Origin of the sequence: Streptomyces sp. NPDC096176 (assembly GCF_044763255.1) — a bacterium.
Classification (GTDB): Bacteria; Actinomycetota; Actinomycetes; order Streptomycetales; family Streptomycetaceae; genus Streptomyces.
The window spans coordinates 230,310-256,103 of sequence record NZ_JBIWFV010000010.1 but is presented as its reverse complement, the minus strand read 5'-3'; the positions used below and the strand labels follow the sequence as shown (position 1 = coordinate 256,103).

Here is a 25,794-nt window from a genome sequence, read left to right as displayed (position 1 = left end):
CCCCCTTCTCAGTGGTGCGGTGGTGCTTCCCCCAGTTGACGACCACTCTCGCACGCACCACTGACAGCGGGTTCGGGCGGCGGTCCCGACCGGACCATCCGCTCATTGCACCATCGGCACCACGAGCCCCCACGGGCGTCGGAGTGGAACGACGCCGTGCCCCCCATCGCCGCCGCACTACGCCTTGTCGCGGCTGCCCGGACTCCTCCCATCAGGAAGGCCTTCTCGTGGAAGGTCCAGCGTTCCGTGCTGCCACAACCACCGCCCCCGGCAGCCGCCCGCGCCCAGGCCGCCCGGCAAGGAGGCGGGAAGCACTGGCAGCCGTCCTGCGGGACGACCGGGTGAAATGAGCGGGTGCGTCGCCGCACTTCCTGGCACCAGCCGACATACGTTCATGCGGAGTTCGCCTCGCCGGGCCGGCCGCCGCCGCCGAAGTGCCGGGCCGACTTGGCCTCCTGGGCCAGTCGGCGGAGGGCCAGCAGGGCGGGTTCAAGGAGGATCGAGACCAGAACGGCCCGTTCGGCTTGGGCCAGCAGGTCGCGCTCGCCGCGCATCTGCTGCACGTCCACGTCGGCGATGCTGTCGGCGAGTCGGGCGTAGGGCAGCAGGCCGCGCCAGTCGATGTCCGCGCCCAGGTCGGCGAGTGCGGCCAGTACCTCTGCCAGGGTGTGCGCGGCCGGGTTGCCCTGGGAGACTTCCCACTCCATCTCGGCGATCAGCTTGCGTGCGTCGGCCAGGCCCGCCGGCTCCCGCTCAGGCTCCTTCGAGGGCCGTTCCGTGCCGGTGTCCTCCTCCTTCTTGGTAGGACGTACGCCCAGTGCTATCCCGAAGACCTGGTGCAGATCCTCTTGTTCAGCGGTGATCGCGTCCAGGATCTCCTTCGTCGCGCTGGTCGACAGGCCGCGCGTCCCGATCAGGGTGCGGATGAACCGGAGCCGGTGCACGTGGTCTTCGCCGTAGTCGGCCTGGTTGGACGCGGTGGCCCGCCCCGGGGGCAGCAGCCCTTCGCGCAAGTAGTACTTGATCAGCGGCACTTGTACGCCGGTGCGTCGACTGAGCTCGGAGACCTTCATCTGCTCACTTCCTCGGCAATGGATAGCGGATAGCGCTATTATCCATTCTGCTGTGATGCACATCCGCGCAACCTCCCGAAAGAGGCCCTTCGCCGTGCCCACATTAGGCTGGATCATCCCGAACTCCGCGCCGTCACTGGCCCGGAGACTCGTCATGGCGTCCCGTCCTGAACTGCGGTCCCTCACGAACGTCCCCCGCTTTCCGATGGGCGACCCCGACGGCCGAACCGTCCGACGCTCGACGCCGTGCGCCCACGCCCCCGAGGTCTCCGAGTGGCGGGCACGGCCGCGCCCGAACGACGTTCCCAGCTTGGACGTCACCGGGTGTCCGCTCTTCAGCCGGGGGATCATCGCCGGTGGCGCACGACATGAGCCCGGGTCACCGGGCCCCCCGCGCGGCAGGTCGTCGAGAACGGCGGCCCGGGCCGACCTGACGGCTTCTTCTTGTCCGCCCGCCGGGCGTACGGCGCGGGCCTGTTCTTCACCGCTGCCTGAACACGACCGACCTACCGAAAGGATTCTCCTCTCATGTTCGGCACACTCATGCTCATCGCCGTTCCCACCGTGCTGTTCCGACTGCTCGGCGCGTTCGGCGTCGGACGGTTCGCGACCTGGCGGGTGTCAGTCCTGCACGGCCTCGCGGTCATGCTGGTGTTCACGGCGACCGCGCACTTCGTCCCGTCCGCCCTCGGCCCAGTACCCGGCCACCACGACCTGGTCGCGATGGTCCCGCCGTTCGTGCCGTTCCCCCGCCTCGCGGTCTATGCGACGGGCGTTCTCGAACTGCTCGGCGCCGCCGGACTCGTCCGGGAGGCCACCCGGCCGACGGCCGGGCTCGGCCTCGCCGTGCTGTTCGTCCTGATGCTCCCGGCCAACATCCACGCGGCCGTCGAGCGGATCCCGTTCAACGGGGAGCCGGCGACGCCGCTGTGGTTCAGGATTCCCGAGCAGGTGATCTTCATCGGCGTCGCGCTGTGGGCCTACGTCCCGGCGCGTGCCGCGACTGCCCGCCGGGCCGACAAGGTGCCTGCTTAGAGGTGTGGCGGGTGGCCGGACCGGCCATTCCCCGAACTTGTGGACACGGCGTTCGACCGCGTTGCAGTCGCGGTGGAGCTCGGTGTCGTGGGAAACGGTGGTCCGCCCCGGCGGCTCATCGTCTTGCGATGGGCCGCCTGGCCGGTCTTCTCCGGGATCACCGCATGGATGTTGCGTCTGCACAGGGAGGCCCGGTTGGCGCGGGAGGAGTACGCCTTGTCCGCGGCCACGGCGTCCAGGCGGGTCCGGGGTCGACCCGCCGGGCCGAGGACCATGACGCGCTCCAGGATGGCGATGAAGCGCGGGCTGTCATCGGCCTGGCCGGGGGGTGACCACGAAGTGCAGCGGGCGGCAGCGGCGGTCCGCCGCCAGGTGCACCCCGGGGAACAAACCGCCCCCGCCCAACGTCAGATGCGGCACAATCACCGTCCACTCGCCCTCCGCGAGATCATCCCGAGTCGTCCCGAGTCATCCAGCCTGTCTACCGCCCCGGTCCAGCCGAGGCAGCAGAACTGCCGGACTCCTGATCGGAACGCGGCACACTCGCCGGCTTCAGAGATGCGAGCGTGAAGTGCCGTACCTGAAGTGGTGCAACGAGGTACTCGTCCTCGCCCGGCAGAACCACGGGCTGGTCACGCCAGTGCTCGCCGGCGTAGCCGGCCAAATCCTGCTCGCTGCGCCAGCGACTGACGTACAGCAGCGAATCAGGCGGCGCGAGCAGCACCTCGTGGTCCACCAACCCCGGGTAGCGGCTGGGAAACTCGCGGACCGCAGAGACGATCATGTCGCGGAATGCCTCGAACCGGTCAGGACGTACGCGTGCCTCACTCACCCTGATGATCACGGTCGCCAGGGTGTCACGCACGCAGACGCGGCGCCACCGTCCTGCCGCTGCCGACTCACTGGTGGGGGCAACAACTCCGGCTAGCCCGCCAGTGCTGCGAGTTCACCCAGGACTCGGGCCGCTGGTGCCGGGGCCACCAGCCACTTCAGGTGGCTGCCCTCAAGGGTGCGGACGTCGTACGGGTTGTCCGGCGTCAGCGCGTTGCCCTCGCGGATCAGCCGGTCCTGTAGGGCGAGCGGCATGCTCGTGTCGTCGGTCAAGCGGACGTAGGTCTTCGGGATGCGGCCCCATGTATCGGCCTGTGCCCGGTCGGCGGATGTGCCGGCGTCCAAGTTCTCGTCGGGTTGGAAGGTGTTCAGGAAGATCAGAAACTCCTCATCGGTGCCGTCAGCGAGGAAAGCCGCCTTGAAGGCCGCGAGGGCGGCCGGGTTCGCGGTGCGGAAGTTGACGCGGAGCAGCCCCAGTTCGGCCGGGTTCCCGGCCAGCGCCAGGCTCAGGGAAGCGGCGTCAACCGTGGCCATCTCCGGCTCGGCGTAGTAGTCGCCGACGTCAAGATCGACAGGGCACCAAGCGGAGACGTAGACGAGGCGGTCGATCAGGTCCGGCCGTGCGTTGGCTGCTGCGGTGGCCGTCATACCACCGCGACTGTGGGAGACAAGGATCACCGGCCCGTTCTGCTTGGCCCTTTCGAGGATCCCGATCAGGTGCGCGGCATTGTCGGCGAGCGTGACGCCCTTGATCGAACCGGGTGCCGTGGCGAGCCCGTCGAGATCTTGTGGCGCCTGGTAGGCGCCCGTGTACGTTGCATCGAAACCATGGCCGGGCAGGTCGACTGCGACCGAGCGGTGTCCGAGGAGGCCGAGCTCGGCCTGGAGAGGCGCGAATGAGAAGGAGTTCGAAAAGGCTCCGTGAACCAGTACGAACGTCGGTTGCATCTGTCTACTCGCTTTCTGACATCCTGCGGCATCGGCGGCACGCACGTCGCTGGTGGTCCCGGCCCATGCCAACCGTCAGTTGCTGGGCGCCGCGCTCACCACTGCGGGCCTGGTGAACTACCCCACGGAGTGGTGGCATTGGTCCTTCGGTGACCGCTACTGGGCTCTGGTCACCGGAGAATCATCTGCATGCTACGGCCCGAAGGAGACTGGCCCGGCTCTGCCAGACTGACCGATCACGCGGCCACGGCGGGGCGTCCGCCCCAGCGGATGCCCTTCTCGCTGCGGCGGCACCGATCCGGCGGTGGCGCCGCGCGAGCGCGTCCTCAGGACACCGGCCGCGAGTCGGCCCATACCGACTCGAACTCCTCGCGGTATGTCTGGAAAAGACCTGATTCTCCGTCCTGACCTGCGCGCACGACCGACCGCCCGGCGCCCCGCAGCACCAGCACGGGCGCCTCCATGCCGCGTGCACGGCGGAGGTAGGACTGGACGACGGCAAGACCGTCGGGGCCGTCGCCGTCGACGAGGTAGGCGGTGAAGCGCGGGGTCTCGTCGAAGACCTGTATCTCGAAGGCCCCGGGGTCGCGCAGCCGGGAGCGGACCCGGCGCATGTGGAGGATGTTCATCTCCACCGTGCGGCTCAACTCACCCTTTTTGATGCCGAGTTCACGCTCGCGGCGCTTGACGGCACTGCTCGCCGGGTTGAGGAAGAGCAGCCGGACCCGGCAGCCCGACTCGGCGAGGCGGACCAGCCTGCGGCCGGAGAAGTTCTGGACCAGCAGGTTCAGTCCTATGCCGATCGCGTCGACGCGGCGCGCGCCGCCGAAGAGGTCCTCCGCGGGCAGCTGGCGCTGGAGCCTGACGCGGTCGGGGTGGACGGACACGACGTCCGCGTACCGGTCGCCGACCAGGTCCTCGACCGCGTCGACCGGTAGCCGGTCGGCGGAGGGCACACCGGCGCCGCTGCCGAGTATCTCCAGCAGTCGCGAGGAGGCACGCTCTGCCTGGGCGAGCACCGCCTCGTTCAGCGCACGATTGCGGGAGACGACGTTGCGGGCGACCTCGAGCTCGTCGAGAGCCAGCTCGACGTCCCGCCGGTCGTCGAAGTACGGCTCGAAGCAGGGCCAGTGCTGGACCATCAGCTCGCGCAGTTGCGGAAGGGTGAGGAACGACAGGACGTTGTCGTCCGCCGGGTCCAGCAGATAGCCCTTGCGGCGGGAGACCTCACGCACCGCGACGGCGCGCTGCACCCATTCGTGGCCCGCGGGGCCGGCCGCGGCGACCACCCAGTCGTCACCGTGCACCGGCTCGTAGATGGGACGCAGCACGGCGGCCACGACCGCCCGCAGCCGCTGTTCCACCAGATTCAGCCAGATGTAGGCGCGCCCGGCGCGCTGGGCGCGTGTGCGCACCTCGCTCCATGCGTCGGCGCCCCAGTCCAGCTCGGCCCCGATCTCCATCGGTCGCGCGAGCGAGACCGCTCCTGGCGGGACCTCGGCGGAGTCTCCCCCCTCGTGACCCGTGTCACCGGGGGGTAGCTCCAGCCCTCCCGAGCTCACCCGCGCACCGCCTTCCCTGCCCCCTCCAACGATCAAGGAAGCCTACTCCGCGGCGGGAGGCGGTGCAGCAGGTTGAGCCGGGAGTTTTCTCAACTCCCGTGGTTGTGGCGACCGTTCTGATCGGCGAGATCGGCCGGAGTGAGGGGATTCATAGCGGTCACGTCCCTGGGGGCGAGCTGGAACCCCTGCCAGTGGACGGGCATGGGCTGCTGGTCCTCGTCCCGGGCGATGTGGTGGAACCCGATGTTGACCCAGGTGATCGGGTTGACGAGGTTCTCACCATTGACCCATTTGTCCACGCTGTCGCCGCCGCGCGCTCCACAGTCGTGGATGTTGTTGCTCGCGAACTGCTCGCACACCCGGTTCTGGGTGAAGTAGACGTCGTGCTTGGTGAAACCCCGTCCCGCGTGTGTGGCGGACGCCCCGGGCACGATCTCGTAGGAGCGCGCGTGGCCGTCCTTGTTCTTGCCGGTCGCGCTCACCACCCGCCACCAGCGCATGGCCCTGGCGTCCCCGGCGAGCTCCTTGGTGACGGGGGTCCGGGTCGTCCTCACCGTCGGGCTGCCGTCACCGTTCGGCGGGGTGACCTTGGAGTCGTACTGCTCGATCCGGCCCTTGCTGCTGCCGTCGAGGCCGAAGTCCAGCCGCCAGAAGACGTTGTGGGCGTGGCTGGTGGCGTAGTCACGGGCGCCCTTGCCGATCGGCCAGCCTCGGCCGTCGGCGGCGTTGTAGTCGTCGGGGGCCAGGCTGCCGGTCGCGCCGACGTTGGCCGAGATGGTGCCGTCGGAGGAGAAACGCCACTCGGTGATGTACTCGTACCAGGCGACCTTGTTGACCGTGTAGACCAGCAGGTCCTTTCCCTGCGACTGCCAGACCTTGGTCCCCTCGTCGTTGGCGAGGCGGTAGGCGTGGCCGCGGGCGCGGGTGGTGGTGCACAGGCCGTTGATGACGCCGAGGTCGGCGACCTTGACCCGCTTGACCGTGCCGCCGGGACACTCCGCGGGGGCGAGGTTCTGCAGGCCCCAGCCGAAGCCGGCGCCGGTCAGGTCGTCGTAGTCGGCCTTGCCGTCGTCGTACGGCACATGGATCTGGGCCAGCTTGGCGCTGTTCAGTACACGGATGGGGCGCCGCTCACCCTTGGGCTGGTAGCCGACCTTGTCGAGGACGAGGCCGGCGTCGGTGTCGTAGCGCCAGCACATGCGCCAGGTGGTGCCTCCGTCGAGCTTCTGCTCGATGCGGAAGGCGCTGCTGCACTCGGGCCGGGGCACCGCGGCGGCCGGGATCTGCGTGGCGTTCGGCGCCGCGGAGGCGGGGCCGGTCGCGGCTCCGACACTGCCCAGGAGGGCGGCGGCGGCCAGCAGCGCGCCCCGCCTGCGGGCGCGCGAAGCTCTGTTCACGTGCGTGACGTGCATGAGGACGAACTCCCTCGTACGGAGGTACGGCATGTGGGGAAAGGCAACGGAGCGGGGGCGAGGAGCCGGTCAGCCGACGCGGACGACGTTTCGCGCGCTCAGGTCGACGATCAGGTTCCGGATTTCGATCCAGGCGCCGTCGCGTATCTTCGCGACGAGCCGCACGCAGCGGTGCTCGCCGCACCGGGAGAGCTGCTCCGGCACGTTCGTCTCGCGGTAGGTGCGGTACACGTCGCCGTTGAACCAGAGCTGGTCCGGGTCGGCGAGCGTCCTGCCCGTGGCGTCCTTGTAGTCCGACTTCAGATCCGCTCCGAGCGGGCTCTTCAGGATGAGCCCGAGGGCTTCGCGCAGTTCCTCCTGGTGCGGCGACGGCTGGATTCCGCGCCGGGTGCCGGTCCGCTCCACGCTGCCCGTGTCGAGATTGACGGTCCGGGTGATGAGTTCGTCGGTCCGATAGTCGTAGAAGCGCACCTCGGCCCGGCGTGGCGTGGCAGTGCCGTCCGCTTCGGAGGGCAGCGGCTCGGCAAGGTTCGTCGCCAGGTGCTGCGGACCGCGGCCGCCGACCGCGTTCTGGCCGTTCTGCCGTGCGGCAGAAGGCAGCGCCAGCCGCTCCGCACGCTTCAGCTCGCCGTCGGTGAGCGGATCGCCGCCCACGCCCCGTTCGCCTTCCCGCGGCGCGTCGGCGACGACTCCGGGCAGCGGAGCGTCGGTCGGTCCCGACCCGCCGGCCTCGCGGCTGCCGCCGGCCTCGGCCGCCGCCACCTTCCCCCTGCCGGAGTCGTCGGCCCCCGCGGTGCCCGGCAGCGTGATCCCCACCATCACCGCGGTCCCTGTCACCGCGATGGCGGCACCCGCCATCAGCTTCCCCAGGTGACGGCGTAGCAATTGGCGCACGTGTCTCCCCCATTTCCCCCTTGTTTGTGACTGGTCACCCGGTAGGACGGTACGAAGTCCTAGGAGGTTGCCCCACTTTGGGGGAAGATCTAGCCCGAGTAGCCCCCAATACCCGGATCAGAAATGGAAGAGTCCTATCTATGCAGGTCTGGCCGGGACAGGCGTATCCCCTCGGTGCCACCTACGACGGCGCCGGCACGAACTTCGCGGTGCACTCCGAGGCCGCCCACCGAATCGAGCTGTGTCTGCTCCACGACGACGGCTCGGAGACAGCAGTCGAGCTGCGCGAGACGGACGCCTTCGTGCGGCATGCCTATCTGCCGGGCATCATGCCCGGCCAGCGCTACGGCTTCCGGGTCCACGGCCCGTACGAGCCCACGCGCGGGCAGCGCTGCAACTCCGCCAAACTTCTACTAGATCCGTACGCACGTGCGATCAGTGGCTCCATCGAGTGGAACGAGTCGGTCTACGGCTACCACTTCGGCAGGCCCGATTCGCGCAACGACCTCGATTCCGCTCCGCACACGATGACATCGGTGGTGGTCAACCCGTACTTCGACTGGGGCGACGACCGCCTGCCGCGTACCGACTACCACCGGACCGTGATCTACGAGGCCCATGTGAAGGGCCTCACGATGCTGCACCCGGAGCTGCCGCCCGAGCTGCGGGGCACGTACGCCGGGCTCGCACACCCCGCCGTCATCTCGCACCTGACGGAACTGGGCGTCACCGCACTTGAGTTGATGCCGGTCCACCAGTTCGTCAACGACCACCGGCTGGTGGACGCGGGGCTGAACAACTACTGGGGCTACAACACGATCGGCTTCTTCGCCCCCCACAATTCGTACGCCTCCTGGGGCGACCGCGGTGAGCAGGTCCTCGAGTTCAAGCAGGCCGTGCGGGCCCTGCACCAGGCCGGTATCGAGGTCATCCTCGACGTCGTCTACAACCACACGGCGGAGGGCAACCACCTCGGCCCCACCCTCTCCTTCCGCGGCCTCGACAACGAGTCGTACTACCGCCTGATGGAGGACGACCGCCGTTACTACATGGACACCACGGGCACCGGGAACTCCCTGCTCATGCGCAGTCCCCACGTGCTGCAGATGATCATGGACTCGCTGCGCTACTGGGTGACCGAGATGCATGTCGACGGATTCCGCTTCGACCTCGCAGCGACGCTCGCCCGCCAGTTCCACGAGGTGGACCGACTGTCGTCCTTCTTCGACCTGGTCCAGCAGGACCCTGTGGTCAGCCAGGTGAAGCTGATCGCCGAGCCGTGGGACGTCGGCGAGGGCGGCTACCAGGTGGGCAACTTCCCGCCGTTGTGGACCGAGTGGAACGGCAAATACCGCGACTGCGTACGAGACCTGTGGCGGGGCGAGCCGCGCACGCTGGCCGAGTTCGCGTCCCGGCTGACGGGCTCCTCCGACCTGTACCAGGACGACGGGCGACGTCCCCTGGCCTCGATCAACTTCACCACCTGCCACGACGGCTTCACCCTGCACGACCTCGTGTCCTACAACGACAAGCACAACGAGGCCAACGGCGAGAACAACCGCGACGGCGAGAGCCACAACCGCTCTTGGAACTGCGGCGCGGAGGGCGACACCCACGACGAGGGCGTGCTGGAGCTGCGCGAGCGGCAGATGCGCAATTTCATCGCGACACTGATGCTCTCCCAGGGCGTGCCGATGCTCAGCCACGGCGACGAGTTCGGGCGCACCCAAGGGGGCAACAACAACGCCTACTGCCAGGACAACGAGATCTCCTGGGTTCACTGGCCGGACCCGGGCGACGACGAGGAGGGCTCGCTGCTCGCCTTCACCAAGACGATGGTGTGGCTGCGGCGCGACCACCCCGTCTTCCGGCGGCGCAGGTTCTTCCACGGCCGGCCGGTGGAGGGGACCCACGACGAGCTGACCGACATCGCCTGGTTCACCCCGCAGGGCGACGAGATGGTCGCGCGGGACTGGCAGGCGGCACACGCCAAGGCGCTGTCCGTCTTCCTGAACGGCCACGCGATCTCCGAGCCGGGACCGCGCGGCGAGCGGATCTCCGACGACTCGTTCCTGCTGATGTTCAACGCAAGCGCGGAGGAACTGGAATTCACGGTGCCGGTGAGCCACGGCGAGGAGTGGCAGGTGGTGGTGGACACGGCTTGCAAGGAAGGGGTGCCGCCGGGCAACGGTCCGATGGTCGCGGCCGGGGACGAGCTGCGGCTGGTGGGCCGCAGCATGACGGTGCTGCGGCGGCCGGCGTAGGCGCCTCCGCACGCGGCACGTCGAAGGGCGTTCGTCCAGGTGGGAGGTCCGAACGAGTCCCCACATCACCCGATCGGCCCACACGGTCCACCGGGCCGGGCGCAGGAACCCCTCAGGGCGGGTACGTATGTTCGCATGACGCCCACCTCGACGTACCGGCTCCAGCTCCAGCCCGGTTTCCCGTTCTCGGCCGCGGCGGCGGCCGTGCCGCACCTGGCCGCGCTCGGCGTCTCCCATCTGCATCTGTCGCCGGTGCTGGAGGCCGTCCCCGGCTCCACGCACGGCTACGACGTGGTCGACCACAGCCGGGTCCGCGAGGAACTGGGGGGCGAGGCGGGGCTGCGGGAGCTGTCCCGTACGGCACGCGAGCACGGCATGGGGCTCGTCCTCGACATCGTCCCCAACCACATGGCGGCGGTGCCTCGCCACAACCGCGCCCTGTGGGAGGTCCTGCGGGACGGGCCGGGATCGTCGTACGCCCGCTGGTTCGACATCGACTGGGAAGCGGGCGGCGGAAGGCTCCTCCTGCCGGTCCTCGCCGGCCGCGTCGGCGAGGAGATGGACAAGATGTACGTCGAGGGTGACGTCCTGCACTACGGCGAGCAGCGTTTCCCCCTGCGGGACGGCACGGCGGACCTGCCGATCGCCGAACTGCTGGACGCCCAGTGGTACCGCCTCGGCTGGTGGCGGCTGGCCCGCACCGAGCTCACCTACCGCCGCTTCTTCACCGTCTCCGAGCTCATAGGTGTGCGCGTCGAGGACCCGGGGGTCTTCGACGCCACCCACAAGAAGATCGTCGAACTGGTGCGGGACGGCGTCGTCGACGGTCTGCGGGTGGACCACCCCGACGGGGTGGCCGACCCCGAGGGCTATCTACGCAGACTCGACGAGGCGACCGGCGGGGACTGCTGGATCGTCGTGGAGAAGATCCTCACCGGTGACGAGCGGCTGCCGGCCGGCTGGGCCGTCGCCGGGACAACCGGGTACGACGCGCTGCGGCGGGTCGACGGCCTGTTCACCGACCCGGCCGGAGCTGCGGTACTCGCCGCCGACCACCGGCAGTTCACCGAGGCGGCAGAGGAACTGGGCGGCCGCTGGGACGCCACGGCGCGGCACGCCGCGCACGAGGTGGTCACCCATGAGCTGGCCGCGGAGACCGCGGCACTCGTACGACTCGCCGAACGGGCCTGCGCCGCCGACCCCCGGCTGCGGGACCACGCCCCGTGGGCACTGGGCATGGCGATACGGGAGCTGCTGGTACGAGTCCCCGTCTACCGCCCCTACAAGATCGCCGACGGGGCTGCGCTGCCCGAGGAGGCGGCCCTCGAAGCGAAGGAGGCCTTCACGGTGCCGGAGGAGGCGGCGGCCGTGGACGTGATCAGGGGTCTGGCCCTCGGGCTGCTCGGCACAGAGCCGGAGCACGAGGCCTTCCGTGCCCGCTTCGCCCAGACGGCGTCGGCGCTGCGGGCCAAGTCCGTGGAGGACAAGGCCTTCTACCGGTACAGTCCGCTGATCTCGGCGAACGAGGTCGGCGGCGACCCCGGCGATCCGGCGGTCGGCCCCGAGGCGTTCCACGCGTACTGCGCCCGGCTGGCCGCCGACTGGCCCACGACGGGGACCGTGCTCACCACGCACGACACCAAGCGCAGCGCCGACGTGCGCGCCCGTATCGCGGTGCTGTCCGAATGCCCTGAGCGCTGGGCGCACTTCCTCGCTCAGATCACGGAGGAGGCGGAGAGCGTGGCCGGCGGCACCGCCCCGGACCCGCAGGTGGCGTGGACGGCGTGGCAGACCGCCGTCGGGTTCGGCGTACCGGACGCCGGACGGCTGGAGACGGCCCTGCTGAAAGCCGCGCGCGAGGCGGGGCTGCGCACGAGCTGGACGGAGCCGGACGCGGCGTACGAAAAAGCGGTGTCGGCGTTCGTGGACGCGGGACCGGCGGGCCCGCCGCAGCACTCGGTGGCACGGTTCGTCCATGAACTCGATCCGTACGTGCGGGCGAATGTGCTCGGTGCGGCACTGCTGCATCTGACGATGCCGGGGGTGCCGGACGTGTATCAGGGCTCTGAGCGGGAGTTCCTCGCCCTGGTCGACCCGGACAACCGGCGTCCGGTGGAATTCGGTGGGCCGCCTTCCCCGGGGCCCGGCGCCGAGAAGGAGGCCCTGACCACGGCGGCCCTCCGGCTGCGCCGGGACGCGCCCGAACTGTTCGGGGCGGCGGCGACCTACACCCCGCTCCTGCCGCACGGGCCGGCGGCGGACCACTGCGTCGCCTTCTGCCGCTCGGGCGAAGTCGTCACGGCAGTGACCCGCCTCCCGCTGCGACTGGCGCGGGCAGGCGGCTGGGCCGACACCGAGCTGCCCCTGCCGGCGGGCCGCTGGACGGACCTGCTCGCACCGGAACGCGACTTCGCGTCCGGACCGGTGCGCCTGGCGGACCTGTTCGCGACCCGCCCGGTGGCGCTGTTGAGGCGACGGGGAGCGGCGTAGGGCCACACCGAGTCGCTTCAGTCGCCACTCACGGGCCGAACTGCAGTAACCGCCGGGCCTGGGCGGCCCGTGACGGTCGGGCGGAGGAGCCGCTCAGCGTGCGGTGAGGCGGAAGGTCATGCTGCCGAAGCCGACCATGTCCCCGTCGTCGACGACGATCGAGCCGGTCACCCTGCGGCCGTTGACCGTGGTGCCGTTCGTCGAGCCGAGGTCGCGGAGCACCCACAGCCGGCCCTGGTGGCTCAGCTCGGCATGCATACGCGACACGGTGTCGTGGCTGAGCCGCAGGCCGTTGGCCGGGTCACGGCCGATACGGAGGGGATACGGGCCCGGCTCGGGCAGGAGCAGCGGCGGCAGCTTCTCCGCCTGCCACGCCCTGCGCAGCCGGACCGAGAACGCGGAGATCCGGCCGACCATGCCGTACAGCCGGCGTGACCAGCGGCCCTCGTCGACCAGGTCCGCGGTGAGCGCCACCAGCTCTTCGGAGCGGCGTGCGGCGAGGACCAGTTCCATCCGGTGCACAAAGGTCTCGTGCGACAGCTTTCCCTGGGCCGCACCCTCTCTGAGCACGTCGAGGACACGCTCGCGCTCGGCATCGGACAGCCGCGCGGGATACGTGTTGGACTCGAAGGAGGACGTCACGCTCCAGATTGTCGGTCCGAAGGGCCGAGGTGTCCAGACGGAGCGGTACCAGCGCCTGTCCTGACCTGCGCGGAAGCGTGGGTTCCGCCTCACCGGGCCGCGCTCGGCGGCCTGTTGTGGCCGCTGAGCGCCGAAATGGCCGTGGACGATCGGCCTTCCAGCCGTCTAGTGTGTGCCCGACGCCCGAGACGACGGAAGGAGGCGAGTGCCGTGTTCCTTACACGTTCCCCGCGCTCCCGCCTCGTCCGCCCGGCGTTCGCAGTCTGACCGGGAGCGCATCACACTTCTCTTCCCGGAGGACATCCCGTGACCGATCCGGTCATCCGCACGCTCGGCGAGAGCGACGCACATCTCTTCGACACCATGCCCGACCCGCTCGGTGTGGGCCGCGCACTGTCACGTACGACGCACCGCCCCGACTGGAAGCGGGTCGCGCTGCGCGACGGCAGGGTCGTCGCCCGCGCCGCCTGGTGGGGCGGCCCCGACGACGTGGCTCCCGTCAACATCAACTGGTTCGACGTCGCCGACGGCGAGGAGGAGGCGGGCGCCGAACTCCTGCGCACCTCCCCCTTCCAGGTCGAGTACGAACTGATCCTGCCCGCGCGCTGGCGCGACGACCCCGCCGCCCTGGCGGCCGGTGAGGCGCGGATCAGGGCCGCGAAGGCGGCCGGCATGGAGGTGCTGGTCGAGCGTTACCAGTACCGGTGGACACCCGGGTGCGGGCTCCCGGAGCGGCCCGGCCGGCTGGTGTTCCGGCAGGAGCCGGACGACGCCGTCTTCTTCGAGGCCCTGAAGCGCATCCACTCCGCGACGCTCGACGCCCACGCGCTGCGCGCCATCGCGCAGGAGGGTCTGGACAAGGCGGCCCAGGAGGAGCTGGACTTCTTCAACTGGTGCCCGTCGCCACGCGAATGGTGGCAGCTCGCCCACACGCCCGACGGTGAACTGGTCGGCCTCCACATTCCGGCGCACAACCCGTCGGGCCCGTGCATCGGCTTCATCGGGGTCGTACCGGGGCAGCGCGGTCGCGGTTACGCGTACGACCTGCTGGCGGAGTGCACGCACTATCTCGCCGAGCGTGGCGCCGAGTTCATCGCAGGCGCCACGGACCAGGGGAATTTCCCCATGGCGGCGAACTTCGCCAAGGCCGGGCATCCGGTCGTCCAGGAGCGGGTCCACTTCCTGCCCGCGTCGCAACTCTGACGTCTGCCGCGTCGCAACCGACGTCTGCCGCGTCGCAGGTCTGACGGCGCAGGGGCGCCCGGTTCGCACCGGGCGCCCCTGTGCTCGGCGGCTCCGCGCGTGGAAGCCGCCGGCGTCGACATGGTTCGTGACCTCAATGGCCCAAGCGCCCCGCCTGGAGGGCACGGACTTGCCAGGATGGTCGGGACGGGTGTCAGGGCATCGACGACGAGGGGACCTCCTGTGCTGCTGTTCGAGGTGTGGGCGCCGAACGCCGAGGAGCGGGTCACGTTGTGGCTGGAGGGTGCGGAGCACCCGATGGAGCGGGCGCAGGGGCGGGACGGCTGGTGGTTCGCCGAAGCGCCCGCACACGACGGCGCGCGGTACGGCTTCGCCCTGGACGGCGGCCCGGTGCGGCCGGACCCCCGCTCGCGCCGCCAGCCGGACGGCCCGGACGGCCCGAGCGCCGTCGTGGACCAGGACGCGTACGCCTGGCGGCGGGACTGGGCGGGCCGGGGTCTGGAGCGGGCGGTCCTCTACGAGCTGCACGTCGGCACCTACACGCCCGAGGGGACGCTCGAAGCGGCCGCCGAACGGCTCGGTGAGCTGGCCGAGCTGGGCGTCTCCCATGTGGAGCTGATGCCGCTGTGCTCCTTCCCCGGTGTGCACGGCTGGGGTTACGACGGTGTGTCCCCATGGTCGGTGCACGAGCCGTACGGCGGCCCCGAGGCGCTGAAGCGCTTTGTCGACGCGGCGCACGGGCACGGCCTCGGCGTGGTGCTCGACGTGGTCCACAACCACCTCGGCCCGTCGGGCAACCATCTGCCCGCGTTCGGCCCGTACTTCACCGACACGCACCACACGCCGTGGGGCTCGGCGGTCAATCTGGACGCCCCCGGTTCCGACGAAGTGCGCGCCTACCTGCTGGACAGCGCGCTTGCGTGGCTGCGGGACCACCGCCTCGACGGGCTGCGGCTGGACGCGGTGCACGCGCTGGCCGACAACCGGGCGCTGACCTATCTGGAAGAGCTGGCGGCCGCGGTCGACGGGCTCGCCGAAGACCTCGGCCGTCCGCTGTTCCTCATCGCCGAGTCGGACACGTGCGACCCGCGGACGACGACACCCCGTTCCCACGGCGGTCTCGGTCTCCACGCCCAGTGGAACGACGACTTCCACCACGCCCTGCACACCGCCCTGACGGGCGAGTCGCAGGGGTATTACGCGGACTTCGCCCGGGCTCCAATGGCGGCCCTCGCCAAGACGCTGACCCATGCCTTCTTCCACGACGGCACCTACTCGGCCTTCCGCGGCCGCACCCACGGCCGGACGATCGACGTGGTGAACACGCCGGCGCACCGCTTCCTCGGCTACGCGCAGACGCACGACCAGATCGGCAACAGGGCGATGGGCGACCGACTGTCCGCCACCCTCTCCCCGGGGCTGCTGGCATGCGCGGCGGTGCTCGTGCTCACCGGCCCGTTCACACCGATGCTGTTCATGGGCGAGGAGTGGGGTGCGGGCACGCCCTGGCAGTACTTCACCGACCACACCGACCCCGAGCTCGCGGAGGCCGTACGTGCGGGGAGGCGGCGGGAGTTCGCCGAGCACGGCTGGTCGGAGGACCAGGTTCCCGACCCGCAGGACCCGGCCACCCGCGAGCGTTCCTGTCTGGACCGCTCGGAGCGGGAGCGGGAGCCGCACGCCGGTCTTCTGGCGTGGCATCGCGAGCTGATCGCCCTGCGTCGTGCCCTGCCGGATCTGTCGGACCCGGACCTCGCGGCGGTGAAGGTCGCCTTCGACGAGCAGGCACGCTGGCTGGCGTTCCGGCGCGGCGATCTGCGGGTGGCGGTCAACTTCGCCAAGGAGCCGGCCGAGATTCCGCTGGGCGGCGGGGGCCGGGTCGCCGCGGCATGGGGCGAGGTGCGGCCGCCGGACGCGGAGGGGCTGCTCCACCTGCCGCCGCAGAGCTGTGTGGTGCTCGCCGACTCGTGACCCCCCTGCTGTGGCACGCCCTCCGAGCCCTCCGCCGGCGCCGCTGCGTGCCATTCGGCGTCAGCGCCCCCTGGAACCGTACGAGTGGCACAGGGCGGTGATGTTCGGGTCCGTGACGCCGTCGGAGGCTTCACACAGGCTGCTCATGTCGTACGACGCGTCGGGCTGCGGGGGCCGCGGCTGTTGCGGGCGGGGGCGCTGCACCCTGTGCTCCGGCGACTGCGCCCGGCGGACCGGAGCGGCCGGCTCGGCGCGTGGCGGAGCCGCCGCGGGCCGCTGCCGGCGCACCGGCCGGCTCTTCGGCTTCCGTTCCTTCTTCCGCTTCGCCTTCGGGCCGGTGGAGGCCAGCGCCTCGCGTGCCGAGGGCTGTACCGGCAGGCTCCGCTCGGCGGGCAGCGGGGACCGCTCCCCCGCCGGCGCCAGACTCGGCGCCGGTGCCGGCGGCGCGGCGGGAACGGACACACAGCCCGTCACGCACCCGGCCACAACGAGCAGGACAAGGGCGGCAACAGCGGGGAACCGGGGAGGGCGCATCCGTCCACTCTGCCGCACCAAAGCCCCCTGAAAACGCCCCGACCTGGGACCACGCAGCCGGAACCACCGGCATGAGTGACACCGTCAACAAGGCGTGCCGGGTCGGCTCAGGGTTCATCGACGCGGCGTGCCGGTCGGCTCAGCCGTTGTCGCCGAAGCGCCCGTTCTCCTCGGCGACGAGCCGTTCCAGCAGGGCCTGGAACTCCTCGCCGATCACGATCTGCAGCCCCTCGCCGTCCTCTTCGCGGTTGCTGAGCTGGGTGAGCGTGCCGCCGTGCCACCAGTACACGTACGGGCTGATGGCTCCCGGGGTGTCCTCGAAGCCGGTGGCCGCGAAGGCGGCCATCGCGTTGAGCGCCGACAGCATGCCGGTGTCGTGGATGGCATGGAACGCCAGCTGGTGCCGGAACGGCATGGCCACAAGCGCGCCGTCGGCGGGCAGCTCCTCCCCGGTGACCTGCCTGACGAGCGTCTCCAGGGCCAGGACGCGACTGGCGGTGTAGAAGGAGTCGCCGAGGACGACCTCGAAGTGCATGCCCTCGGAGTCCTTGACGGTCTCATGCGCCTCGACCGGCAGGCCGCGGAGATTGTAGAGCGCCTGGTCGCGCAGGTAAGGGAGGTCACCGAGCGGTTCGAGGGCCTCGTCGGTGAGCATCATGACGCTCTCGGGGAGGTCGAGCGCGAGGATCTCGTACAGTCCGGGGGCGACGGCACGGGCGTAGGCGAAGTTCCGCGGATCCAGTCCCTCGGCGCCGACGACACGGGGGTACAGCTGGGCGCGAATCTGCTCGGGGGACAGGGTTTCCAGCGCGGACGGGGCGTCCATGGTGCGCAGCACCATGCCGACATGCTGATGGACCAACTCCGACCACACACGCGGTCCGCGGTCGTCGTTGTGGCACACGGCGGCAAGGTTGCCGAGCCCGAACTGCCGTCCCGCGCTGTCGGAGACCATGTCGGCGTAGACCGTCACCTCGAGGCCCTGCTCGGCGAACGCCTCACGGACCAGAGAGCGGAACCGTGCGCCTTCGTCGGCGGAGAAGTAGGAGAACTCGGGGTCCCGGGGCGCATCGCGTCCGTCACGCTTCGGCCCTCGCCGGAACAGCCCCACGTCAACCGCCCTCCGCTCCCACGTTTCAGTCATTCGAGCGTACCGACATCAGATGAACGGCGTGTCTCCGGCATCATCCCGACTCAGCAGCCCGGCTCCGCCCCAAGTCGGCGGCTCGGCATCATCCCGGTCCAGCAGCCCGGCTCCGCCTCGAGTCAGCGGCCCTACTTCGCCCATCGGGACGACAAGATCGGCCCGGTCGCGGCCGCGGCCGATCAGCCGCGCATTGGGTTCGTCGCAGTCGCGGACCCAGCTCTCGGCGTGCGGACGTTCCTTGCCGAAGCGCATGTGCCGGTCGACGAGCCGGGCCGCCCTCACCTCCGGGTCGAGCTCCAGGAACCACACCTCGTCGAGAAGCGGACGGATGTGCGCCCAGGGCCCTTCGTCGTGCAGCAGGTAGTTCCCTTCGGTGACGACGAGGGGGACGCCGGGGTCGACAGGGATGCTCCCGGCAACCGGCTCCTCGATGGCCCGGTCGAAGGCGGGCGCGTACACGGTGGCCGCCCGGGTGTCGTGGTCCCGCAGCCGGGCGAGCAGGGCGGCGTACCCGGCGGCGTCGAAGGTGTCGGGGGCGCCCTTGCGGTGGGCTCGCCCGAGGCGCAGAAGTTCCTGCTGGGCGAGGTGGTAGCCGTCCATGGGAACGAGCACGGCCAGGCCGTCCAACGCGTCGACGAGGCGGGCGGCGAGGGTGGACTTTCCGGCTCCGGGGGCCCCGGCGATCCCGAGGATGCGTCGGCTGCCGGGCGCGGCGAGGGAGCGGGCGCGCTCCAGGAGGTGCGGCGGGACGGGCATGTCGGTCATTGTCGCACTCGACGTAATACGTATAACGTACCCTTGTGCCGAACATCGCCCTGGTCACGCTCGTCGTCCGCGACTACGACGAGGCCATCGCCTTCTACACCGACGCCCTCGGCTTCGACCTGGTCGAGGACACCGACAGGGGTGACGGCTCCCGATGGGTCGTCGTCCGCCCGGCCGGTTCCGGGCCGGGCACCGGCCTGCTGCTCGCCCGCGCCGGTGACGAGGGGCAGCGGGCCGGCGTCGGCGCGCAGACCGGCGGCCGGGTCGGCTTCTTCCTGCACACCGACGACTTCGCGCGCGACCACGCCCGGATGACGGCGGCGGGCGTGCGATTCCTCGAGGAGCCGAGGCACGAGGCGTACGGTTCGGGTCGCCGTCTTCGAGGACCTGTACGGCAACAGGTGGGACCTGCTCCAGCCGACGTAGCAACGGAAGGTGAACGTGCCGCAGTTGAGGCCGTCTCCCATGACGGTGAGCAGGAGCCGTCCCCGGCCACCCCGGTCGGTGCGTCTACAACGGCAGCGCGCACACCGCGACCGGTGAACTGAACGCCGGTCCGGCCAGGCGCAGTTCACCCGACTTCTTGTCGACGTGGAAGACGGTGACCGTACTGGAGCGCTGGTTGGCCGCGAAAAGCAGGCCGCCGGACGGGGAGAGCGCGATATTCCGGGGGAAGTCGCCGCCGACCGGGACCGTGTCCAGCAGGCGCAGACGGGCACCGCCGGACTCGATCGCGTAGCGGGTCAGACTGTTGTGACCGCGGTTGGCCAGGTAGGCGAACCCGCCGTCGCCGGTCACGACGAGCTGGGCGGGGTAGCTGGTCCCCGGCCCCGTTCCGGTGGACTGCGGTTCGCCCGCGGTGAGTTCGCCGCTCCAGCGGTCGTACGCGCAGACCACGACCGTGTTGTCGAGCTCGTTCGCCACGTACACATGGCGGCCCGAGGGGTGGAACGTCAGATGCCGGGGCCCCGCGCCGGCCTGCAGCGAGAGGCGTGAGACCTCGGTGAGCGTCCCCGCCGAGGTGTCGAGGCCGTACGTGTACACGGTGTCGTTGCCGAGGTCGACAGCGAGGACGTGGCCGCCGTCGGGGCTGGTGACGACCTGGTGGGCATGCGGTCCCTGCTGCCCCGGCCCGGGCGGCGGGCTGCTGTGTGTGACCAGTTCCGTACGCTCACCCAGCGCGCCCGATGCGGCGACGGGGTGGACGGCGACGCTGCCGGAACCGTAGTTGGCGCTGAGCAACCACCTTCCGCTCGGGTGCACCGACAGGTGGCAGGGCCCGGCCCCTCCGGTACTGCGGCCGCCGAGCACCCGGTGCCGCCCGTCCTCGACGAGCCGTACGGCGGTCACCGCGCCGGCTTCCTGCTCGTCGACGGCGTAGAGGGTGCGCCTCGATGGGTGGAGGGCCAGGTACGAGGGGTCGCCGACGCCCTCGACGACCCCGGTGCCGGTGATCCGCCCGGTGCTCTCGTCGTAGGTGGCCAGTCCGATCCCTTTCCCGCCGCCTTCGACGGACGTGTACGTCCCGAGGAACAGCGGCCGCGCCGTGCGGGCGCGGGGGGTGGGGGTGGCGGCCATCTGCGAACGTGACCGCGAGGCGGAGTCCGGTGGCGCCCCGCACGCGGGTAGTGCGGCAGCGGCGGCGACGGCGGAGAGCGCCCCGATGAAACGACGCCGGCCCGGGTGTACAGCGTTGCCCATGCCCATGCCATGCAGCCTAGGGCCTGCAGACTGTTCCAAACCCTGCTCCGTACCGCCGTGTTGAGACGCGGGGACCAAGAGGCAAACGGCCCGCCGAGACAGCAGAAAATAAGCCTATATGCTGCAATGGTACGTTTCGCACGACGAAGCGGTGTCGACTCAGACCGACGAGAAGGTCCGATGGCTTCCTCAGAACCCGCCAAACGGCGAGCCAAGGGCAAGGCGGCGACCATCATGCGCTCCGCGGCCGGCCAGCTCTCGGAGTTGCTCGGGCGCCCGCCCGAGTCGGTCTCGGCGCTCAAACGCACCGAGGACGGCTGGGAAGCGGACGTCGAGGTTCTTGAGCTGGAACGGATCCCCGACACCACCAGCGTGCTGGCCAGCTACAAGGTCAGCCTGGACGACGAGGGCGACCTCGTGGAGTACCGGCGGACCCGGCGCTACACACGCGGACAGATCGACCGGCCGACCTGATCAGACCTTCCGACGGCCTTCTGCGGGCACAGCGACGAAGGGAGGCACCATGACCGTGGTGTCGCAAGGCGGAGGGGGCGTCTCCAGAGGAGGCGCCGGCTCCGGAAACCTCTACGACGTCCTCGAGCTCATCCTGGACCGCGGACTCGTCATCGATGTCTTCGTCCGTGTTTCGCTGGTCGGCATCGAGATCCTCAAGATCGACGCACGCATCGTCGTGGCCAGCGTCGACACCTATCTGCGCTTCGCCGAGGCCTGTAACCGCCTCGACCTCGAGTCCGGCAGGAAGGCGCCCGCCCAGCTGACGGACATCGTCGGCGACTCCGTCGAGAGCGGCGCCCGTGGAAAGTCGAAGGGCGCTCTCGGCGGCGCGATGGACGCGGTGACCGACGCGCTGGGCGCCGGAAAGAGCGGGCGCGACGAGGAGAGCGAGGACGAGGAAGAGGCCGAGCCGGAGCGGGTGGAGAGGCGTAAGCCGGTCCGGCGTACGGCCCGGCGGGAGAGGGAACGCGGGCGGGAATGACCGGCAGTAGTGACCCCGCAGTGAGGAGTGAACATGGCCGTGTACGTCTACTCGATCACCGCCAAGGGGCATCCGCTGGACTTCGACGACGTCGAGGGGGTCGGAGATCCGCCGGCGGTCCTGCGCAAGGTGGTCGCAGGCTCGCTCTGCGCGGTCGTCAGCGACGCGCCCGACGGCCTGCGCCCCAAGCGCCGCGATGTCACGGCGCACCAGGCGGTGCAGGAGCACCTCATGGCCGACGGCACCGTCCTGCCTCTGCGCTTCGGCCTCACCGCCCCCGACGACGACGCCGTGCGCGAGGCGCTGGAGAAGGACGCGGCGAAGTACACGGAGCGCCTGGAGCAGCTCGAGAGCTGCTCCGAGTACAACCTCAAGGCGTCCCAGGAGGAGGAGACCCTGCTCCGGGAGATCCTTCTGGAGTCGGACACCGCACGCGAGCTCAACGACCGGATCCGGGGCGGCGACACGTCCCCCGAACTTCCGATGCGCCTCGGGGAGCTGGTGGCGGAGGAGGTGCAGGCGCGGCACGAGGCCCTGGCGTCCGGTGTCATCGAGGCCCTGCGCCCGTTCGCGCGGGACGTGAGCGTCTCCGAGCCGACCGGCGACGACTTCGTCAACGTGTCCTTCCTGGTGGCGGAGGACCAGGAGGAGCTCTTCCTCACGACCGAGCTCAGCGTCGCCAACCAGATGGGCGACAGCTACGGGTTCCGGCTCAACGGGCCGCTGCCGCCGTACAGCTTCGTCTGATGCATTCGATGGGGGCCGATGACCATGGGCCTGTTCACACAGATCGTCACACTCCCGCTGGCGCCGGTGCGCGGTGTCGTGTGGGTCGTGGAGCGTGTGCGGGAGGCAGCCGAGGACGAGTACTACGATCCCGCGCCGATCCACCGTGCGCTGGCGGAGCTCGAGGCACAGCTCACGGCGGGCGAGATCGACGAGGAGACGTTCGACCGGCGGGAGGACGAACTGCTGGACCGTCTGGACGAAATCATGGCGTACCGGTCGGAGGGACGGGCCTGATACCGGCACTCCGCACACCCTGCGCCTGACGCCGTACGCTTACGCACCGGGAAACGCGAGGTCCGATCGTGACCGAACCCCTGGCCGGCAGGACCGGCTCCTACACCTCCCGAGCAGCGCCGCAGTACGCGCAGGGCTCGTCCGCGAACCTTGCCGACATCCTGGAACGGGTGCTGGACAAGGGCATCGTGATCGCCGGCGACATCCAGATCAATCTGCTCGACATCGAGCTGTTGACCATCAAACTCCGGCTGCTGGTGGCGTCGGTGGACAAGGCGAAGGAGATGGGCATCGACTGGTGGGAACACGATCCCTCACTGTCGTCGCGGGCAGCTCCGGAGCGGTCGCTGGCCGAGGAGAACCGCCGCCTGCGCGAGGAGATCGACGCCCTTCGGCGCGGCGGGGAGGTGATCGGGCGCACCGACGAACGGAAGGTCGAGGAGCTGACGGAGTCCGGCGAGGAAGCGCCCGCGGCAGCTCGCACCAGGCATGCGGCGCCTCGCGCCAAGCCCGCGGCGTCTCGCGCCAGGAAGCGCGGAGGAACGGAATCCGATGACCGCTGAGGACAACGGGTACGTCGCGGACAACACGTACGTCACCTACGTCTACGCCGTCGCCCGCGACACCGGCGTGCTGCGGAAATCCATGGCAGGGCTGGTCGGTGTGGCGGGCGCGCCGGTGCGGCTCGTGTCGGGTGGCGACGCCGGGGACATCACCTTCGTGGCGAGCTCCGCGAGCGCGCTGGACTTCGACGAGCAGGCCCTGCGGCGGCACCTGGAGGATCTGGAGTGGCTGGAGGCGGTCGCGCGTGCCCACAACGCGGTGATCGAGACTCTGGGCGCCGCCACGACCGTTCTGCCGCTTCGGCTCGCGACCGTGTACCTCGGCGATGATCGCGCCCGCGACGCGCTGGAATCCGACCGTGCCGAGTTCGCCCGGCTTCTGACCCGGCTGGAAGGGCACGTCGAGTGGGGCGTCAAGATCTACGTCGAGGCTCCCGAGGAAGCTCCCGAGCCCACGGCGCCGTCCGCCGCCTCCGACACCGGACTCAGCCCCGGACGCGCCTATCTCCGCCGGCGCCGCGATCAGCGGCACCTCCGCGACGACGCGCACCTGGCGGCGCGGACGGCGGCGGAGCGTATCGAGGCCGCCGGGCGGGCGTACGCCACCGACCGGGCACGTCACCGTGTCCAGCAGGGCGAACTTGCGGGTTCGAACGGTGAGAACGTCGTGAACGACGCCTATCTGCTGGCCGAGGACCGGGCCGACGCGTTCCGCGCCGAAGTGGCGCAGGCCGCCGACGACCTGCCGGGCGTACGCGTCGAGATCACCGGCCCCTGGGCGCCCTACTCCTTCACGGCCCCTGTCGACACGGCCGTCGACGTGGAGGACGTCGACGTGGAGGACGAGGATATGGACGTGGAGGAAGGAGGGCGGCCGTGACGGAGCCCGCTGTACCCGGTGCCGCGGAACCCCTTCCCCGGCGGGAACCCCTTCCCCAGCGGCAGGTCGCCCTGATCGACCTGCTGGACCGCCTCCTCAGCGGAGGTGTGGTCATCACCGGCGACGTCCTGCTGTCCATCGCGGACATCGACCTGGTCCGCGTCTCGCTGCGGGCCCTCATCGTGTCCGTCGACGCCGAGACCCGGCCGCTGTGGGCGCGGGCGCTCCCGGAAGGCGACCCCGATGCCCGATGACGCCCCCCGCGTCCCGCAGCGGCTCGAGGAGGTGGCCGACGCCGCCGCCCGCGCCTTCCGTCTTCTCCCGGCGGCCCCGCAGGATCTCCCCGCGTCGGAGCGGCAGCCGCACGCGCCCGCCCGGAGGATCCGCGCCGACCCGGACACGGTCGAACGCGATCTGATGAAACTGGTCCTCACCCTCGTCGAGCTGCTGCGCCAGCTCATGGAACGCCAGGCGCTGCACCGCGTCGACCAGGGCGACCTCACGGAGGAAGAGGAGGAACGGCTGGGGTCCACGCTCCTGTTGCTGCACGACCGCATGGCCGGGCTGTGCGAACAGTACGGGCTGGACATGAAGGACCTGAACCTCGATCTCGGACCGCTGGGGACGCTCCTGCCGCCCGACGACTGACTGCCGCGGTGAACGGCCGGGTACGTGGTACCGACGACACGGACTGCGAAAGGCCGGCGCACATGACCACGCTCCCCCACGAGAGCGGCTTTCCCAGCGCCCTGATCTCCGTCGAGGGGGCACCCGATCTGCAGCGCAACGAACGGGGCCTGCGCCCCTTGCGGTTGCCCGCGTGGGCCAGGGACCAAGTACTCGATCCCTTCTTCGAGATGGAGGTCCAGCTGTCCGCCGGCGTACGGCTCGCCCTGCGGACCGCGGCCACCCACGTGGCACTGACCCTGCACGCCGTCCGTGCGCCGGGCACCGGAGGTGAACCGGCGCCCGCGGCCGTCGATCTGCTCGTCGACGGACGCCTCGCGCGCAGGGAACTCCTCACCGGCGGAGACCTGATGGCGCCCGCGACGGCGACGAGGGCCGCGGCGCTCGTGTCCGGGGACGCGGAGACGGTCGGTTTCCCGGGCCTCCCGCCGGGCGAGAAGGAGATCGAGATCTGGTTGCCGCACACCGCCGTCTGCGATCTCGTCTCCCTCCGGAGCGATCTGCCGGTCCTGCCGTCGCGGCGGGTCGTTTCACAACGGCGGTGGGTCCACTACGGGTCGTCCATCAGCCACTGCGTCGAGGCCGAGGGCCCCACGGGGATGTGGCCTGCCGTCGCGGCGACCGCCCGTGATCTTCATCTGACGAATCTGGGCCTCTCGGGCAACGCCATGCTCGACCCGTGCGTGGCGCGCACCATCCGGGATCTGCCCGCCGACTTCATCAGTCTCGAGATCGGCGTCAACATCGTCGGCGCCGCGGCGATGCGGATGCGGACGTTCTGGCCCGCCGTTCACGGCTTCCTCGACACGATCCGCGAGGAGCACCCCGACGTACCCCTGCTGATCGTCTCGCCCGTCGCCTGCCCGGCCCTGGAGAACCGTCCCGGCCCCCTCGAGCTCGACCCCGACACCGGAACCGTCCACGCCGTGGGGGACCTGCGAGACATCCCACTGGGTGCGCTCACCCTCGCCTCCGTCAGGGAACACCTCGCGCGCCTCGTCCGGGAACGGCAGCGGTCCGACCCCGCCCTCGACCATCTCGACGGACGGATGCTGCTGAGACCGGACGAGGCGGCGGACCTGCATGACGGCCTGCACCCGAACGCAGCGGCCTATCTGCGCATGGGTGACCGATTCGCCGATTTCATCGCCTCGCGGTACTGAGCCGTTTCC

At 70.4% G+C, this 25,794-nt stretch carries 25 protein-coding genes and 3 pseudogenes; 16 read left to right on the top strand and 12 right to left on the bottom strand.

The features are described 5' to 3' along the window. Positions 1–392: 392 nt before the first annotated feature. Entirely contained in the window at positions 393–1,073 is a 681-nt protein-coding gene (locus ACIQ7Q_RS26685) for a MerR family transcriptional regulator (RefSeq protein ID WP_403867112.1), read from the bottom strand. Positions 1,074–1,601: 528 nt separating this feature from the next. Between ACIQ7Q_RS26685 and ACIQ7Q_RS26680 the strand changes: the two genes are divergently transcribed. Next, positions 1,602–2,108 (top strand): hypothetical protein, encoded by a 507-nt coding sequence (locus ACIQ7Q_RS26680; protein ID WP_403867109.1) that lies wholly within the window; start codon positions 1,602–1,604, stop codon positions 2,106–2,108. Between the two features lie 24 nt (positions 2,109–2,132). On the opposite strand, the pseudogene ACIQ7Q_RS26675 reads toward ACIQ7Q_RS26680, so the two are convergent. From ACIQ7Q_RS26675 to ACIQ7Q_RS26665, 3 genes and pseudogenes are all read right to left on the bottom strand, one after another. Further along, positions 2,133–2,504 (bottom strand): annotated as a pseudogene (locus tag ACIQ7Q_RS26675) (transposase); the annotation flags it as partial. Positions 2,505–2,589: 85 nt separating this feature from the next. Then, positions 2,590–2,952, bottom strand: coding sequence for an antibiotic biosynthesis monooxygenase (locus ACIQ7Q_RS26670; protein WP_403867106.1), 363 nt, complete (start codon positions 2,950–2,952; stop codon positions 2,590–2,592). An 80-nt stretch (positions 2,953–3,032) separates the two neighbouring features. Next, positions 3,033–3,887, bottom strand: a complete 855-nt coding sequence (locus ACIQ7Q_RS26665; RefSeq protein ID WP_403867168.1) for an alpha/beta fold hydrolase — start codon at positions 3,885–3,887, stop codon at positions 3,033–3,035. Positions 3,888–3,948: 61 nt separating this feature from the next. On the opposite strand from ACIQ7Q_RS26665, the pseudogene ACIQ7Q_RS26660 reads away from it, so the two are divergent. Continuing rightward, positions 3,949–4,119 (top strand): annotated as a pseudogene (locus ACIQ7Q_RS26660) (M15 family metallopeptidase); the annotation flags it as partial. Between the two features lie 94 nt (positions 4,120–4,213). On the opposite strand, the gene ACIQ7Q_RS26655 reads toward ACIQ7Q_RS26660, so the two are convergent. The 3 genes from ACIQ7Q_RS26655 to ACIQ7Q_RS26645 form a co-directional block, all read right to left on the bottom strand. Beyond that, on the bottom strand, positions 4,214–5,449 hold the full coding sequence (locus ACIQ7Q_RS26655) for an SAV2148 family HEPN domain-containing protein (RefSeq protein ID WP_403867103.1): 1,236 nt from the start codon (positions 5,447–5,449) through the stop codon (positions 4,214–4,216). 89 nt (positions 5,450–5,538) lie between these two features. Beyond that, complete coding sequence (locus tag ACIQ7Q_RS26650; RefSeq protein ID WP_403867100.1) at positions 5,539–6,861, bottom strand: copper amine oxidase; 1,323 nt, start codon at positions 6,859–6,861, stop codon at positions 5,539–5,541. Positions 6,862–6,930: 69 nt separating this feature from the next. Then, entirely contained in the window at positions 6,931–7,755 is an 825-nt protein-coding gene (locus ACIQ7Q_RS26645) for a Tat pathway signal sequence domain protein (RefSeq protein ID WP_403867097.1), read from the bottom strand. 140 nt (positions 7,756–7,895) lie between these two features. Here ACIQ7Q_RS26645 and glgX point away from each other — a divergent pair, with 140 nt between their 5' ends. After that, a complete protein-coding gene (glgX, locus tag ACIQ7Q_RS26640; RefSeq protein WP_403867094.1) occupies positions 7,896–10,019 on the top strand; it encodes a glycogen debranching protein GlgX in 2,124 nt (707 codons plus the stop codon). A gap of 135 nt (positions 10,020–10,154) precedes the next feature. Continuing rightward, entirely contained in the window at positions 10,155–12,509 is a 2,355-nt protein-coding gene (treY, locus tag ACIQ7Q_RS26635; protein ID WP_403867091.1) for a malto-oligosyltrehalose synthase, read from the top strand. A gap of 93 nt (positions 12,510–12,602) precedes the next feature. Here the strand turns inward: treY and ACIQ7Q_RS26630 are convergent, their stop codons facing one another. Then, positions 12,603–13,151 carry an FHA domain-containing protein gene (locus tag ACIQ7Q_RS26630; RefSeq protein ID WP_403867088.1) on the bottom strand — a complete coding sequence of 183 codons (549 nt, stop codon included), beginning with the start codon at positions 13,149–13,151 and terminating at the stop codon, positions 12,603–12,605. Between the two features lie 306 nt (positions 13,152–13,457). On the opposite strand from ACIQ7Q_RS26630, the gene ACIQ7Q_RS26625 reads away from it, so the two are divergent. Both ACIQ7Q_RS26625 and treZ read left to right on the top strand, forming a co-directional pair. Further along, positions 13,458–14,354 (top strand): GNAT family N-acetyltransferase, encoded by an 897-nt coding sequence (locus ACIQ7Q_RS26625; protein WP_403867085.1) that lies wholly within the window; start codon positions 13,458–13,460, stop codon positions 14,352–14,354. A 225-nt stretch (positions 14,355–14,579) separates the two neighbouring features. After that, positions 14,580–16,325 carry a malto-oligosyltrehalose trehalohydrolase gene (gene treZ, locus ACIQ7Q_RS26620; RefSeq protein ID WP_403867165.1) on the top strand — a complete coding sequence of 582 codons (1,746 nt, stop codon included), beginning with the start codon at positions 14,580–14,582 and terminating at the stop codon, positions 16,323–16,325. 60 nt (positions 16,326–16,385) lie between these two features. Here treZ and ACIQ7Q_RS26615 read toward each other — a convergent pair whose 3' ends face one another. The 3 genes from ACIQ7Q_RS26615 to ACIQ7Q_RS26605 form a co-directional block, all read right to left on the bottom strand. Beyond that, a complete protein-coding gene (locus ACIQ7Q_RS26615) occupies positions 16,386–16,859 on the bottom strand; it encodes a hypothetical protein (protein WP_403867083.1) in 474 nt (157 codons plus the stop codon). Positions 16,860–16,998: 139 nt separating this feature from the next. Then, the gene (locus tag ACIQ7Q_RS26610; RefSeq protein ID WP_403867080.1) at positions 16,999–18,003 is read right to left on the bottom strand and encodes a hypothetical protein; all 1,005 of its coding nucleotides are present in this window, start codon (positions 18,001–18,003) and stop codon (positions 16,999–17,001) included. A gap of 15 nt (positions 18,004–18,018) precedes the next feature. Next, positions 18,019–18,771 carry a nucleoside/nucleotide kinase family protein gene (locus ACIQ7Q_RS26605; protein WP_403867077.1) on the bottom strand — a complete coding sequence of 251 codons (753 nt, stop codon included), beginning with the start codon at positions 18,769–18,771 and terminating at the stop codon, positions 18,019–18,021. Positions 18,772–18,806: 35 nt separating this feature from the next. Here ACIQ7Q_RS26605 and ACIQ7Q_RS26600 point away from each other — a divergent pair. Continuing rightward, a pseudogene (locus tag ACIQ7Q_RS26600) lies at positions 18,807–19,197 on the top strand (VOC family protein). An 84-nt stretch (positions 19,198–19,281) separates the two neighbouring features. Here the strand turns inward: ACIQ7Q_RS26600 and ACIQ7Q_RS26595 are convergent. Continuing rightward, on the bottom strand, positions 19,282–20,478 hold the full coding sequence (locus ACIQ7Q_RS26595; protein ID WP_403867074.1) for a lactonase family protein: 1,197 nt from the start codon (positions 20,476–20,478) through the stop codon (positions 19,282–19,284). 174 nt (positions 20,479–20,652) lie between these two features. Between ACIQ7Q_RS26595 and ACIQ7Q_RS26590 the strand changes: the two genes are divergently transcribed. The 9 genes from ACIQ7Q_RS26590 (at position 20,653) to ACIQ7Q_RS26550 (ending at position 25,785) form a co-directional block, all read left to right on the top strand. Beyond that, the gene (locus ACIQ7Q_RS26590; RefSeq protein WP_403867071.1) at positions 20,653–20,946 is read left to right on the top strand and encodes a gas vesicle protein; all 294 of its coding nucleotides are present in this window, start codon (positions 20,653–20,655) and stop codon (positions 20,944–20,946) included. A 49-nt stretch (positions 20,947–20,995) separates the two neighbouring features. After that, complete coding sequence (locus ACIQ7Q_RS26585) at positions 20,996–21,469, top strand: gas vesicle structural protein GvpA (protein ID WP_403867068.1); 474 nt, start codon at positions 20,996–20,998, stop codon at positions 21,467–21,469. 33 nt (positions 21,470–21,502) lie between these two features. Further along, complete coding sequence (locus tag ACIQ7Q_RS26580) at positions 21,503–22,216, top strand: GvpL/GvpF family gas vesicle protein (RefSeq protein ID WP_403867065.1); 714 nt, start codon at positions 21,503–21,505, stop codon at positions 22,214–22,216. 24 nt (positions 22,217–22,240) lie between these two features. Then, positions 22,241–22,492: a gas vesicle protein GvpG gene (locus ACIQ7Q_RS26575; protein WP_403867162.1), complete on the top strand. Its 252-nt coding sequence runs from the start codon at positions 22,241–22,243 to the stop codon at positions 22,490–22,492. Positions 22,493–22,560: 68 nt separating this feature from the next. Next, positions 22,561–23,055, top strand: a complete 495-nt coding sequence (locus tag ACIQ7Q_RS26570) for a gas vesicle protein (RefSeq protein ID WP_403867062.1) — start codon at positions 22,561–22,563, stop codon at positions 23,053–23,055. After that, entirely contained in the window at positions 23,045–23,935 is an 891-nt protein-coding gene (locus ACIQ7Q_RS26565; protein WP_403867059.1) for a GvpL/GvpF family gas vesicle protein, read from the top strand. The genes ACIQ7Q_RS26570 and ACIQ7Q_RS26565 overlap by 11 nt, the downstream gene beginning before the upstream one ends. After that, a complete protein-coding gene (locus ACIQ7Q_RS26560) occupies positions 23,932–24,189 on the top strand; it encodes a gas vesicle protein (RefSeq protein ID WP_403867056.1) in 258 nt (85 codons plus the stop codon). Before ACIQ7Q_RS26565 ends, ACIQ7Q_RS26560 begins: the two co-directional genes overlap by 4 nt. Continuing rightward, positions 24,179–24,583: a gas vesicle protein K gene (locus ACIQ7Q_RS26555; protein ID WP_403867052.1), complete on the top strand. Its 405-nt coding sequence runs from the start codon at positions 24,179–24,181 to the stop codon at positions 24,581–24,583. The genes ACIQ7Q_RS26560 and ACIQ7Q_RS26555 overlap by 11 nt, the downstream gene beginning before the upstream one ends. 62 nt (positions 24,584–24,645) lie before the next feature. Then, positions 24,646–25,785, top strand: a complete 1,140-nt coding sequence (locus ACIQ7Q_RS26550; RefSeq protein ID WP_403867049.1) for a GDSL-type esterase/lipase family protein — start codon at positions 24,646–24,648, stop codon at positions 25,783–25,785. Positions 25,786–25,794 lie beyond the last annotated feature (9 nt).